Source organism: Pseudomonas sp. LRP2-20 (genome assembly GCF_024349685.1).
Lineage (GTDB): Bacteria > Pseudomonadota > Gammaproteobacteria > Pseudomonadales > Pseudomonadaceae > Aquipseudomonas.
The window spans coordinates 2,794,509-2,807,975 of record NZ_AP025944.1; the positions used below are offsets into that span (position 1 = coordinate 2,794,509).

General features: G+C 63.9%; 12 protein-coding genes. 4 read left to right on the plus strand and 8 right to left on the minus strand.

What is annotated here, in order from left to right; all coding sequences use genetic code 11:
* Positions 1 to 91: 91 nt before the first annotated feature.
* The 8 genes from kdgD to OCX61_RS12435 form a co-directional block, all read right to left on the minus strand.
* Positions 92 to 1,003, minus strand: a complete 912-nt coding sequence (gene kdgD, locus OCX61_RS12400; protein ID WP_261944072.1) for a 5-dehydro-4-deoxyglucarate dehydratase — start codon at positions 1,001 to 1,003, stop codon at positions 92 to 94.
* Between the two features lie 1,013 nt (positions 1,004 to 2,016).
* Positions 2,017 to 2,826, minus strand: a complete 810-nt coding sequence (locus OCX61_RS12405) for a gamma-glutamyl-gamma-aminobutyrate hydrolase family protein (protein WP_110638090.1) — start codon at positions 2,824 to 2,826, stop codon at positions 2,017 to 2,019.
* 297 nt (positions 2,827 to 3,123) lie between these two features.
* On the minus strand, positions 3,124 to 3,906 hold the full coding sequence (locus tag OCX61_RS12410; RefSeq protein ID WP_315973276.1) for an amino acid ABC transporter ATP-binding protein: 783 nt from the start codon (positions 3,904 to 3,906) through the stop codon (positions 3,124 to 3,126).
* Positions 3,907 to 3,928: 22 nt separating this feature from the next.
* A complete protein-coding gene (locus tag OCX61_RS12415; RefSeq protein ID WP_261944073.1) occupies positions 3,929 to 5,173 on the minus strand; it encodes an NAD(P)/FAD-dependent oxidoreductase in 1,245 nt (414 codons plus the stop codon).
* 15 nt (positions 5,174 to 5,188) lie between these two features.
* Positions 5,189 to 5,899: an ABC transporter permease gene (locus tag OCX61_RS12420; RefSeq protein WP_261944074.1), complete on the minus strand. Its 711-nt coding sequence runs from the start codon at positions 5,897 to 5,899 to the stop codon at positions 5,189 to 5,191.
* Positions 5,896 to 6,615, minus strand: coding sequence for an ABC transporter permease (locus OCX61_RS12425; protein ID WP_261944075.1), 720 nt, complete (start codon positions 6,613 to 6,615; stop codon positions 5,896 to 5,898). The genes OCX61_RS12420 and OCX61_RS12425 overlap by 4 nt, the downstream gene beginning before the upstream one ends.
* A 100-nt stretch (positions 6,616 to 6,715) precedes the next feature.
* Positions 6,716 to 7,468, minus strand: coding sequence for a transporter substrate-binding domain-containing protein (locus tag OCX61_RS12430; protein ID WP_261944076.1), 753 nt, complete (start codon positions 7,466 to 7,468; stop codon positions 6,716 to 6,718).
* Between the two features lie 21 nt (positions 7,469 to 7,489).
* Entirely contained in the window at positions 7,490 to 8,362 is an 873-nt protein-coding gene (locus OCX61_RS12435; protein ID WP_085678850.1) for a MurR/RpiR family transcriptional regulator, read from the minus strand.
* 143 nt (positions 8,363 to 8,505) lie between these two features.
* Here OCX61_RS12435 and OCX61_RS12440 point away from each other — a divergent pair, with 143 nt between their 5' ends.
* From OCX61_RS12440 to tpx, 4 genes are all read left to right on the plus strand, one after another.
* Positions 8,506 to 9,531: an Ldh family oxidoreductase gene (locus OCX61_RS12440; RefSeq protein ID WP_261944077.1), complete on the plus strand. Its 1,026-nt coding sequence runs from the start codon at positions 8,506 to 8,508 to the stop codon at positions 9,529 to 9,531.
* A 223-nt stretch (positions 9,532 to 9,754) separates the two neighbouring features.
* On the plus strand, positions 9,755 to 10,951 hold the full coding sequence (locus OCX61_RS12445; protein ID WP_261944078.1) for an amino acid aminotransferase: 1,197 nt from the start codon (positions 9,755 to 9,757) through the stop codon (positions 10,949 to 10,951).
* Between the two features lie 311 nt (positions 10,952 to 11,262).
* Positions 11,263 to 12,543, plus strand: a complete 1,281-nt coding sequence (locus OCX61_RS12450) for a serine/threonine transporter (protein ID WP_261944079.1) — start codon at positions 11,263 to 11,265, stop codon at positions 12,541 to 12,543.
* A gap of 167 nt (positions 12,544 to 12,710) precedes the next feature.
* Positions 12,711 to 13,211, plus strand: coding sequence for a thiol peroxidase (gene tpx / locus OCX61_RS12455; protein ID WP_261944080.1), 501 nt, complete (start codon positions 12,711 to 12,713; stop codon positions 13,209 to 13,211).
* Positions 13,212 to 13,467: the final 256 nt, after the last annotated feature.

Below are 13,467 nucleotides of genomic sequence, written 5' to 3' on the forward strand. Positions count from 1 at the left end.
TCCCACTAGTTATTTTTGTGCGGGCTCACGAGTTGTAGCCGGAGTGGGCAGGCCCACTCCGGATGCGGCAATGGCAGGCCGCGGAGTGCGCTTATTGCGGACCCATCTTGTCCATCAGCGCTGCGAGCATTTCGTACTCTTCAGCGGTCAGGTCGGTCAGCGGGGTACGCACCGGGCCTGCGTCGTAACCGGCGATCTTGGCGCCGGCCTTGACGATACTCACGGCGTAACCGGCCTTGCGGTTGCGGATGTCCAGGTACGGCAGGAAGAAATCGTCGATCAGCTTGGCCACGGTGGCGTGATCGTCACGGGCGATGGCGTGGTAGAAGTCCATCGCGGTCTTCGGAATGAAGTTGAACACCGCCGACGAGTAAACCGGTACACCCAGTGCCTTGTAGGCCGCAGCATACACCTCGGCGGTCGGCAGGCCACCCAGGTAGCTGAAACGGTCACCCAGGCGGCGACGGATCGACACCATCAGCTCGATGTCACCCAGGCCGTCCTTGTAGCCGATCAGGTTCGGGCAGCGCTCGGCCAGCTGCTCGAGCAGGTTGGCGTTCAGGCGGCAGACGTTGCGGTTGTACACCACGACACCGATGTTGACCGACTTGCACACGGCTTCGACGTGGGCGGCGACGCCGTCCTGGCTGGCTTCGGTGAGGTAGTGGGGCAGCAGCAGCAGGCCCTTGGCACCCAGGCGCTCGGCTTCTTGTGCGTATTCGATGGCCTGGCGGGTGGAACCACCGACGCCGGCAAGGATTGGCACCGACCTGGCGCAGGTGTCGACTGCGGTCTTGATCACCTGGCTGTACTCGCTGGCGGCCAGGGAGAAGAATTCACCGGTGCCACCGGCGGCGAACAGGGCGCTGGCGCCGTAGGGGGCGAGCCATTCCAGGCGCTTGATGTAGCCAGCCTGGTTGAAGTCGCCCTGGGCGTTGAAGTCGGTGACCGGGAAAGACAGCAGGCCGTGGGAGAGGATGGATTTCAGTTCTTGTGGAGTCATTGTTGTAGGCATCCTGTGGCGCTTGGGTGAAGGGTGTTGTTCTGCGTTGGAGGTAAGTTATCGTACAACATGTGCGATGACTAGTCCCCTTTGCAGAAATTTTTGCGGGATGCCATGGGGTACGGTTCGGGATGTGTGTGGGTGCGCATATCGCGCCGCCCGCGCGGCGCATCGCGAGCTTTGCTCGCTCCTACGTCTGTTTCGGGCCAGTAAAGTCTGTGACAGGCGCGCGCGACCGCCTTGTGGGTACGACGCGATATCGCGCCATGCGCCAAGGCGTTCGCGCGCCAATCCCCCAGCGCCGCCCGCGCGGCGCATCGCGAGCTTTGCTCGCTCCTACGTCTGTTTCGGGCCAGTAAAGTCTGTGACAGGCGCGCGCGACCGCCTTGTGGGTACGACGCGATTTCGCGCCATGCGCCAAGGCGTTCGCGCGCCAATCCCCCAGCGCCGCCCGCGCGGCGCATCGCGAGCTTTGCTCGCTCCTACGTCTGTTTCGGGCCAGTAAAGTCTGTGACAGGCGCGCGCGACCGCCTTGTGGGTACGACGCGATATCGCGCCATGCGCCAAGGCGTTCGCGCGCCAATCCCCCAGCGCCGCCCGCGCGGCGCATCGCGAGCTTTGCTCGCTCCTACGTCTGTTTCGGGCCAGTAAAGTCTGTGACAGGCGCGCGCGACCGCCTTGTGGGTACGACGCCATATCGCGCCATGCGCCAAGGCGTTCGCGCGCCAATCCCCCAGGACTGATTGGCCCGAAACAAACGTAGGAGCGAGCAAAGCTCGCGATGCGCCGCGCGGGCGGCGCTCGATCTCACAGGCGCAGAAGATCCTACGACAACCACTTGGCAGTCATCGTATCTCTTAACAGGAAAGAGGAAAAAAACGATCGCGGAGACAGGCACAAGCCCGCCGCCCGCTTCCACGGGAAGTGTTCTGGGACCAGCAGAGGGTGACCGGGGAAGCGGGGGCGGCCTTGCGCCGCCCCGCGATCAAAGCTAACGAAGCTGAAACCGAGTGTCAGGCGGCCTGTTGGCGCTTGATCTGGCTTTTGCGCACCTGGGCGCGGCAGGCATCGCCGAAGGCCTGGAAAATCTTGATCGAATCAGGGTTCTTCGCCGCTTGCCATTCCGGGTGCCACTGCACGGCAAACAGGAACGGCGAGATGCTTGGGGCGTGGATCGCCTCGACCAGGCCGTCTTCGGCGTGGGCGATCGGCTCGATGCCAGCGCCGAGGTTGCGCAGGCCCTGGCCGTGCAGCGAGTTCACACGGATCTCGTCGGTGCCCAGGGTTTCACGCAGCCAGCTGCCTGGCTTGATCTTCACGCCATGCACCTGGGCGTACTGCACATCGACCGGATCTTCCGGGTTTTCCCGGTGGTCGTTGAAGCCAGGCTCGGCGTAGACCTTCTGGTAGATGTCGCCGCCCAGGGCAACGTTGATTTCCTGCATGCCACGGCAAATGCCGAAGATCGGCAGGCCGCGCTTGAGCGCTGCCTTGACCAGCGGGATGTCGAACAGGTCGCGGTTCTTGTCCTGGCCCTTGCCGGGAGTCTCGTTTTCCTGGCCGTACAGGGTCGGGTCGATGTTGCTGCCGGCACCGGTCAGGTACACGCCGTCGGCCATGTCCAGATAGGTCTCGAGGTCTTCGATGCCACAGCAGGTAGGCACCAGTACCGGAACGCAATCGGCGAAGTCGACCAGCGGGGTGATGTATTTGTGGGTCATGACCTGATAGTCATGGCCTTTGCGCTCTTGGCTGCCCATGGTCATCAGGACGACGGGTTTGCGCAGGGAAGGTTGCTTGTTGCCAATGTTGCTGTTGGACATATGTCACCTTATGACAGGGCTCTGCCTGTCGTTGTTGTGCAGGTGCACGGCACGTGGCCTGGATGTGCTACCTGAAGTCCCGAGCACTGCCGGCTCATCACTGGACGATTCCGGTCGGGGCTTGTAGATAGCTTGCCAGAGCCGTTCGATATGTCAAACGAGCAAAAGGCGGTTAAGGCGCCGAATTACGGGGCCTGAACCCTTGCGAGCCTGAGCCGGCAAGGGTTTGGCGGGGGGTAAGGTCAATTATATTTAACGACGCAGTTGGATCATTGCAGCGCTGCAATGATCGACCGCTCAGTGCAGTATCTGCGCCAGGAAGGCCTTGGCCCGCGCTGTGCGCGGCTGGTTGAAGAACACCTGGGGCGGGCTGTCCTCGATGATCTGCCCGCCTTCGAGGAACAGCACCCGTTCCGCCACCTGCCGGGCAAAGCCCATCTCATGGGTGACACAGAGCATGGTCATGCCAGTGCCGGCCAGTTGCACCAGTACGTCCAGCACTTCGGCGACCATCTCCGGGTCGAGCGCCGAGGTCGGCTCGTCGAACAGCATGATGCGCGGCTTCATGCACAGCGCCCGGGCGATCGCCACGCGCTGCTGCTGGCCGCCGGACAACTGGCTGGGGTACTTGTGTGCCTGGCTCTCGATGCCGACCTTGCTCAGGTACAGGCGCGCCCGTTCCTCGGCGTCCTTGCGCGACAGGCCGCGCACGCTGGTGGGGGCGAGCAGGCAGTTGTCGAGCACGCTCATGTGCGGGAACAGGTTGAAGTGCTGGAACACCATGCCGATCTCGCTGCGCACCTGGGCTGCCTGGCGGGTGTTGGCGGCCAGGTCGGTGCCGGCGACCCGGATGCTGCCTTGCTGGGCGATCTCCAGGCGGTTGATGCAGCGGATCAGCGTCGATTTGCCCGAGCCGGACGGGCCGCAGAGGACAATGCGTTCGCCCTCGCGCACCTGCAGGTCGATGTCGCGCAGCACATGGAAGGCGCCATAGTGCTTGTTCAGGCCCTCGATGCGGATCAGCTCCGGGCGAGGGTCAGGTTCGGGGGCAAGGCTGGCAACGCTCATGGGGGCGGTCATGTTGTTGTTCTCCCGCTGGATGTCAGTCGAAACGTGCCGCGCTGTAGGGCGCAGGGTCGGTGAAAGGGTGTTCGCCGGTGAGCATCTCGGCCACCAGGCGGCCGCTGACCGGGCCGAGGGTGAGGCCGTGGTGGGCGTGGCCGAAGTTGAACCACAGGCCTTTGTGCCGGGGCGCCGGGCCGATCACCGGGCGCATGTCGGGCAGGCACGGGCGGCGGCCGAGCCACGGTTTCTCATCAAGGCGCTCGCCCAGGGCCGGGAACAGCTTGCGGGCCAGGGCTTCGCAGCGTTTGAGCTGGATTTCGTTGCCCGGCGCGCCGCTGGCCGCAAACTCGATGCCGGTGGTCAGGCGCACGCCGCGGGCCATGGGCGCCAGTACATAGCCGCCCTGGGTGTCGCAGATCGAATGCTGCAGCTGTGCGCCGTCGCGGGTGCCGTAGTGCATGTGGTAACCACGCTTGATGCCCAGCGGAATCCGGTAGCCCAGGCGCTCGAAGAGGTCGCCCGACTGCGGGCCCAGGCAGGCCACCACTTCGTCCGCGGTAATCGGCCCACGCTGGCTGTCGACCTGCCATTGGCTGCCAGCCTGGCGCAGGCTGCGCGCATCGCCATGCAGGAACTGCCCGCCTCGCTGCACGAACAGCGCGGCGTAGCCACGGGTGAGGGCGCCTGGGTTGTTGACGGTCTTCGGGTCGAGCCAGTGGATGCCGCCGACCACCGCACTGTCGAGCTGATGCTCGCGTGCCTGCAGTTGCCCACGCTCGAGGATTTCGTATTGCAGGCCATAGCGGGCCAGGCCCTTGAGCTCGGCCTTGGCCTGTTCGAACAGCGCCGGGTCGCGATAGACCTCGATCCAGCCTTTGGCCTGGACCAGCCCTTCAAGGCCGGCTGCGTGGATCAGCGCGTCGTGTTCCTCGACGCTGCGCTGCACCAGCGGCAGCATGTCGGCCGCCGCCCCGGCCAGGCGCCCAGGCGCCGACTGCTGCCAGTAGCGCAGCAGCCACGGTGCCGCCTTGGGCAGGTGCAGCAGGCTGTAGCGCACGTCTGGCTGGCGGTTCAGGCCATAACGCAGCAAGGCGCCAAGCTGCCGGGGGAAGGCATAGGGGATCACGCTGGAGCGCTCGATCAGCCCGGCGTTGCCATGGCTGGTGCCGTTGCCGGGGTCGTCACGGTCGATCAGGATCACCTGGCGCCCTCGGGCCTGCAGGTGCAGTGCGGTACTGACGCCGACGATGCCGGCGCCGAGAACAAGGGTCTGGCAATGCATGGATGTATCCTTCGGTCAGTTCAGGTGGCGGCCCAGGCGGGCTTCCAGGTGTTTGAGCAAGCGCCGGACCAGTTCGACGATCACCAGGTAGAGCACTGCGGCCCACAGGTAGATCTGGAAGTCGAAACTGCGCGAGAACGCCAGTTTGGTCACGCCCATCAGGTCGTAGATGGTCACCAGCGAAGCGATGGCGCTGGCCTTGATCATCAGGATCAGCTCGTTGCCCAGCGGGCCGATGGCCACCAGCAACGATTGCGGCAGGATCACCTTGAAGAAGGTGGTCGAGCGCTTCAGGTTCAGCGCGTGTGCCGCTTCGTACTGGCCTGGCGCCACTGCCATCAGGCTGCCGCGGAAGATCTCGGCCTGGTAGGCGGCGGTGTTCAGGGTGAACGCCAGCAAGGTGCAGAACCAGGCTTCGCGGAAGAACCACCAGAGGCCGACGTCCTGCCAGAAGCCCTTGAGCGAACCCAGGCCGTAATACAGCAGAAACAGCTGTGCCAGCAGCGGCGAGCCGCGGAAGAAGTAGATGTAGCCCGCCGCCATACGCTGCAGCAGCAGGTGCCGCGACATGCGCGCCAGGGCCAGCAGCAGGCCGAGCACGGCGCCCAGGCTGAAGGAGATCGCCACCAGCTTGGCGGTCACCAGCAGGCCATCGACGAAACGCGGGCCGTAGCGTTCCAGCAGGTCCGGGTCCAGCACCAGGCCCAGCAGTTGTTCGGCACTCATGCGCGTGCTCCTTGCAGGTGGCGGTTGCTGCGCCGCTCGATAAAGGCGAATACCCGTCCCGAGGCGGCCGAGAACAGCAGGTAACCCAGGCAGGCCACGCCATAGAAGAACATCGGCTCCTTGGTCACGCTGACCGCCAGGTTGGTCTGGCGCATCAGGTCGACCAGCGAGATGGTCGACACCAGCGAGGTGTCCTTGAGCAGGGACAGCCAGTTGTTCGACAGGCCCGGCAGGGCGATGCGGGTCAGTTGCGGCAACACCACCTTGAAGAACCCGGTGCGCTTGCTCAGGCCCAGTGCCGAGCAGGCCTCCAGTTGCCCTTTGGGCAGGGTCTTGAACGCGGCCAGCCAGATTTCGCTGGAGAACGCTGCGAATACCAGGCTGAAGGCGATCATTGCGGCGAGGAAGGTGTTGATCAGGAACTCGCCTTCATAACCCATCGCCGCCAGCAGCTTCTGCGCGGCGATCTGGCAGCCGTAATAGATGATCAGCAAGGTCAGCAGCTCGGGCAGGCCGCGGAACACCGTGGAGAAGGTCGTGGCCCAGGCCCGTGGCAGGCGTTTGCGCGAACGCGCCGCCAGGGCCACGGCCAGGCCCAACGGCAGGCCGACAGGCAGGCAGGCGAGGGCCAGGGAAACGGTAACCAGCGCGCCGGCCAGCAACGCCTGGCCCCAGCCTCCGCTGGCGAAGGACAGCAAGGACAATTGATCGAGCATGACGAACCCCTTGGATGGGCTGCGCGGTCTCGGTGTAGGAGCGGCCTTGCCGAGGTGTCGGCGAGACCGCTCCTACAGCGATAGCGCAGTTTTCCGAAGATCAGTTGTAGATATCGAAGGCAAAGTACTTGCTGGCGATCTTCTGGTAGGTGCCGTTGGCAACGATCTCGGCCAGTGCGGTGTTCAGCCGCTGGCGCAGGGCATCGTCGTCCTTGCGCACGGCAATGGCAGCGTCGGCCTTGGTGTTGGCAACGTCACCGAGGATCTTGCAGCAGTCCTGACCGTTCTTGTTCATCCACTCATGCAGCGGGAACTTGTCGGCAATCACCCCGTCCAGGCGGCCGGCGGCGAGGTCGGCGTTGGCCTCGTCCATGGTCGGGTACAGCTTCACGTCGGCGCCAGCCTTGGCGTACACGTCTTCGGCATAGATGGCCTGGGTCGAGGACGACTGGGCGCCGACGGTATAGCCGTCGAAGCGGGTCTGGGCGTCGCTGATCTTGCTGTCCTTGGCCACCGCGACAGTCAGCGGGGTGCGGTAGTAGTGGTCGGTGAAGGCGATCTTCTTGCGCCGTTCCTCGGTGTCGATCATCGACGCCACCACGGCATCGTACTTGCGCGCCATCAGCGCCGGGATGATGCCCTCCCAGTCCTGGGCGACCAGGGTGCACTCGACCTTCATCTGTTCGCACAGGGCGTGGGTGATGTCGATGTCGAAGCCGTGCAGCTGGTTATCGGCATCGACATAATTGAAGGGCGGGTAGGCACCTTCGGTGGCGAAGCGCAGGGTCTCGGCACTGGCGTTACCTGCCAGCAGCAGGGCACACGCACCCAGCAAAGCCATGGTCTTGTTCATCTCGCACCTCTTGCACTCTTGCTATTGTTGTTTGTTGGCCGGCCACGAGGTGTAGCCGACGAACTCGTTATGTAGAGCGGCAGTTGCTTCCAAGCGTTTTTCAACATCAGGCCCGAGCTTCTTGCAGACCTCGTTGACCATCAGGTGCACCCACGACAGCATGGTTGCGGTGGATTCCCAGAACAGATTGAATTCGGTGGGGATGCGGAACACTTCGTCGGCATGAGCATCGGCCCAGTCGCAGAAGGTATCGGTCACCAGCGTGACCGGGATGCCGGCGGCGCGTGCCTTCTGGCACAGCAGCAGGGCATGGCGCGAATAGCGGCGGGCCTCGAACACCACCAGCGTGGTGGCCTCGCTGCGGCCGAGCAGCACGTCGCCGAAGTGCCCGGCGCTGCCATCGACCAGTTGCACGCCGTCGCGCAGGTATTGCAACAGGTGGCTCATGCACATGGCGATGCCACGCTCGGTCTGGAAGCCGGCGATGCATACCCGCGGCTTTTCTGCCAGGCGCTGTGCCACGGCGTGCCAGGCGTCGCTCTGGCGGTATTCGTGGACGCGGACCAGGGCTGCCATTTCCAGCTCCAGGCTGCCGGCGTTGTCGCTGACGTCCTCATTCTGGCGATATTCTTGCAGGCGATCCCCCATCAGCCACGGCCCGTCGCCGAGGTCGCTCTGCAGGTCTTGCTTGAGCGCCTTGAGATGGGCATAACCGAGGGATCGGCAGAAGCGCCCGACACTGGATTCGCTGACGCCCAGCTTGGCGGCAATGCTGGCCGAGGTCTGGAACGGCAGTTCGTGCAGGTTGGCAAGCATGTAGCTGGCGATCTTGCGGCCCGAGGCAGCGGCCCCTTGCAGGCTGTTTTCCAGGCGTTGCTTGATCGGTTGGCTCATGCTGCTGCTCCAGGCGAGGCGTGGAATAGAAAATGGCTGTTTTCTGTCATCTCGTCAATATTTGACAGATAGCTGTCACTTATCGGAAAGTTTTTGTCGTTGCACACGCTGTTGCCATTCCAATTCCAAGAAAGGAGCTACAGATGTCCGCACCTTCCACCAGCCCGCTCGTGCGCGTGCCCTTCGCCGAACTGCAGGGGCTGTTGCAAGCGATCTTCCAGCGCCACGGCTGCAGCGAGGCAGTGGCCGCCGTGCTTGCCCACAACTGCACCAGTGCCCAGCGCGATGGCGCCCACAGCCACGGCGTGTTTCGTATCCCCGGTTACGTTTCGACCCTGGCCAGCGGCTGGGTCGATGGCCGTGCCACGCCGCAGGTGACCGATGTAGCGCCCGGCTACGTGCGCGTGGATGCCGCCGGTGGCTTCGCCCAGCCTGCCCTGGCTGCGGCGCGTGGGTTGCTGGTGGAAAAGGCCCGCAGTGCCGGCATTGCCGTGCTGGCGATCCACAATTCGCACCATTTCGCCGCACTGTGGCCCGATGTCGAGCCGTTTGCAGATGAAGGCCTGGTGGCGTTGAGCGTGGTCAACAGCATGACCTGCGTGGTGCCGCACGGTGCACGCAAACCGTTGTTCGGCACCAACCCGATCGCCTTCGCCGCGCCGTGCGCGGGGCATGATCCGATCGTCTTCGACATGGCCACCAGCGCCATGGCCCACGGCGACGTGCAGATCGCTGCGCGTGCCGGCCAGGCATTGCCCGAAGGCATGGGCGTGGATGCCCAGGGCCAGCCGACCACCGACCCAAAGGCCATTCTCGAAGGCGGCGCGCTGTTGCCGTTTGGCGGGCACAAGGGCTCGGCGCTGTCGATGATGGTCGAGCTGCTGGCGGCGGCGCTGACCGGCGGGCATTTCTCCTGGGAGTTCGACTGGTCGGGGCACCCAGGGGCGAAGACGCCGTGGACCGGGCAATTGATCATCGTCATTGACCCGAGCAAGGCCGAGGGTGAGCGGTTTGCCCAGCGCAGCCGCGAGCTGGTCGAGCACATGCAAGGCGCAGGGCTATCGCGGATGCCGGGCGAGCGGCGCTACCGCGAGCGGGAGCAGGCCGAGCGGGAAGGGGTGGCGGTGACCGAACAAGAGTTGCAAGGCCTGAAGGCATTGCTCGGCTGAACCGGCCCTTTCGCGGGTAAACCCGCTCCCACAGCTGCAGCGCAGGGCTCAAGGTGGGTGCGGTCCCTGTGGGAGCGGGTTTACCCGCGAAGCATCCAGTGCAAATCCTCCCTGTGCAAAGTTGCATAGACAACCTTGCACTTATGTGATGTTCCTTGGGCCCGACTCCGGGTATCCTCAGGGCAGTCTTTCCGAACTGTCCTGATCCAAGGAGCTGCACGCTGTGTTCAAACATGTCGATGCCTATGCCGGCGACCCGATCCTCTCGTTGATGGAAACCTTCAAGGCCGACCCGCGCGCCGACAAGGTCAACCTGAGTATCGGCCTGTATTACGATGAGGCCGGTGTGGTGCCGCAGCTGGCAGCGGTCGATGCGGTGGAAAAACGCATCGCGGGCCAGGCCCATGAAGCCTCGCTGTACCTGCCGATGGAAGGCCTGGCCAGCTACCGCCAGGCGATCCAGGCGCTGCTGTTCGGTGCCGACCACCCGGCCGTGACCGGCAAGCGCGTGGCCACCGTGCAGACCGTTGGCGGTTCCGGTGCGCTGAAAGTCGGCGCCGACTTCCTCAAGCGCTACTTCCCGCAGTCGGAAGTCTGGGTCAGCAACCCGACCTGGGACAACCACCGCGCCATCTTCGAAGGTGCCGGGTTCAAGGTGCACACCTACCCGTACTTCGACCAGGCCAGCCGTGGCGTCGACTTCGACGGCATGTTGCAGGCCCTGCAGGCCCTGCCAGCCAACAGCATCGTGCTGCTGCACCCGTGCTGCCACAACCCCACCGGTGCCGACCTCGAGCAGGGCCAATGGCAACAAGTGGTGGAAGTGGTCAAGGCACGCCAACTGATTCCGTTCCTCGACATCGCCTACCAGGGCTTCGGCGAAGGCCTGGTGGAAGACGCCTACGCCATCCGCGAAATGGCCCGTGCCGGCGTGCCGTGCCTGGTCAGCAACTCGTTCTCCAAGATCTTCTCGCTGTACGGCGAGCGGGTAGGGGGCCTGTCGGTGGTCTGTGACGACGAAGCCACCACCCAGAGCGTGCTCGGCCAGCTCAAGGCCACCGTGCGTCGCAACTACTCCAGCCCACCCAACTTCGGGGCCCAGCTGGTGGCTGGCGTGCTCGGCGATGCCGAACTCAACGCCCAGTGGGCGGCAGAAGTGGAAGTGATGCGCAAGCGTATCCTCGACATGCGCCAGGCGCTGGTCGATGCATTGGCGGTACTGCTGCCAGGCCAGGACTTCCAGTTCTTCCTGCGCCAGCGCGGCATGTTCAGCTACACCGGTTTCAGCGTCGAGCAGGTCCGCCGCCTGCGTGACGAGTTCGGCGTGTACCTGATCGACAGCGGCCGGGTGTGCATGTCCGGCTTGCGTCCGGCCAACCTGCAACGGGTTGCCGAAGCCTTCGCTGCCGTACAGAAGTAAGGCCGCACGGGGCCGCTTTGCGGCCCATCGCCGCGGTTCGTCGCCACGACAAGCGTGGCTCCCACACAGGTACAGCGCACGCCTCAAGTTCTGCTCAGTGGGTGTGGGAGCCGGCTTGCCGGCCAATGGGCTGCAACGCCCCTGGGCACAACCTGCTTGTAAAGACAAGTGCAACCGCTCCTCGGAAAGGGGCTTCGCAAGTGCAACCTTTCCGTGCACAATCGCGCCCCTCTTCCCCGGTTGAGTTGGGCGAAACGTCTATTTCGCCATTCTCAGCCTGTTGCAGTCTTGCGAGTGGAGCTTCACCCGGAATGAATGAGCAGGCCCCAAGCGTTGAACAACGCTTTGTAGAATCGACCCCCGCCACCCTCGGCAGCTGGTCGCGTAACGACACTACCTGGATGCTGGGCCTGTTCGGCACAGCCATCGGCGCAGGCACCTTGTTCCTGCCGATCAACGCCGGCCTCGGCGGCTTCTGGCCGCTGCTGATCCTGGCCGCGCTGGCGTTCCCGATGACCTATTTCTCCCACCGTGGCCTGACTCGCTTCGTGCTGTCCGGGCGCAGTGGCGGTGACATCACCGAAGTGGTCGAAGAGCATTTCGGCATCAAGGCCGGTGCGTTGATCACCGTGCTGTACTTCTTTGCGATCTTCCCGATCCTGCTTATCTATAGCGTGGCCCTGACCAACACCGTCAGCAGCTTCATGGAGCACCAGCTGCACATGGTGCCTCCACCCCGCGCGATCCTGTCGTTCGTGCTGATCCTCGGCCTGCTGGCGATCGTGCGCTGCGGCGAGCAGGCCACGGTCAAGGTCATGAGCTTGCTGGTGTACCCGTTCATCGTTGCCTTGGGCCTGCTCGGCCTGTACCTGATCCCGCACTGGACCGGTGGCATCCTCGACAGCGCCACACAGGTGCCGTCGGGCACGGCCTTCCTGCACACCCTGTGGCTGGCCATCCCGGTAATGGTGTTCTCGTTCAACCATTCGCCGATCATTTCTGCCTTCGCCGTCGACCAGAAGCGCAGCTATGGCGAGCACGCCGACGAGCGCAGTGGCCAGATCCTGCGCCGTGCCCACCTGTTGATGGTGGTGATGGTGCTGTTCTTCGTGTTCAGCTGCGTGCTCACCCTGAGCAGCGCCCAGCTGGCCGAAGCCAAGGCGCAGAACCTGTCGATCCTGTCGTACCTGGCCAACCACTTCAGCAACCCGACCATTGCCTTTGCCGCGCCGCTGATCGCCTTCGTCGCCATTGCCAAGTCGTTCCTCGGCCACTACATCGGCGCCAGTGAAGGCCTCAAGGGCATCATTGCCAAGACCGGCGCACGCCCGGGTGCCAAAGCCCTGGACCGCCTGGTCGCCGCACTGATGCTGGTGGTCTGCTGGATCGTCGCCACCCTCAACCCAAGCATCCTCGGCATGATCGAATCGCTCGGTGGCCCGATCCTCGCCGTGCTGCTGTTCTTGATGCCGATGTACGCCATCCGTCGCGTGCCATCGATGCGCAAGTACAGCGGTGCACTGTCGAACGTGTTCGTGGTGGTGATCGGCCTGGTTGCGCTGACCTCGGTGGTGTACGGCCTGATCGGCTGATTCATTGCCTGCAACAGGAAAAGCCCGGAGCGTTTGTCTCCATCCGGGCTTTTTTTTGTCCACAGGAATTGTCAGGCAATAGAACAATTTGCATGTACCCATAGGCACCCGGCCGCCTTCATGATTAACTCAGTGTCCTTTTCAAAACCCCGCATAAGGATTTCGTCATGGCTCAAGTGACTCTCAAAGGCAACCCGGTTCAGGTCAAAGGCAACCTGCCACAGGCCGGCGCCCAGGCTCCGGCTTTCTCCCTGGTCGGTGAAGGCCTGGCTGACAAGTCGCTGAAGGACTACGCCGGCAAGCGCAAGGTGCTGAACATCTTCCCAAGCGTCGACACCCCGACCTGCGCCACGTCCGTGCGCAAGTTCAACGCCCAGGCCAACGACGTGGCCAACACCGTGGTGCTGTGCATCTCGGCCGACCTGCCATTCGCCCAGGCGCGCTTCTGCGGTGCCGAAGGCCTGGATAACGTGAAGAACCTGTCGACCCTGCGTGGCCGCGAGTTCCTCGAGAACTACGGCGTCGCCATCGCCGACGGCCCGCTGGCCGGCCTGGCTGCCCGTGCCGTGGTGGTGCTGGACGAGAACGACAAGGTGCTGCACAGCGAGCTGGTTGGCGAAATCGCTGACGAGCCGAACTACGATGCAGCCCTGGCTGTACTGAAGTAAGGATTGCGTGGGGCAGGGGCGGCTGTTTCAGCCTGTTCCGGCCCTTTCGCGGGTAAACCCGCTCCCACAGGTACGGCGCAGCCCTTGAAAGCTGTGATATTCCTGTAGAAGCGGGTTTACCCACGATAGGTCCGGGGCAGGTAAAGGAACTCTTCTGCCTGGCTCCTCTCCAAGCAACACCCTGTAACGGCCCGGAACGCTTTCCGGGCCGTTTTCATTTAAAGTTCAACCTTTTGGCAACGTCAGGCAAAGGTAA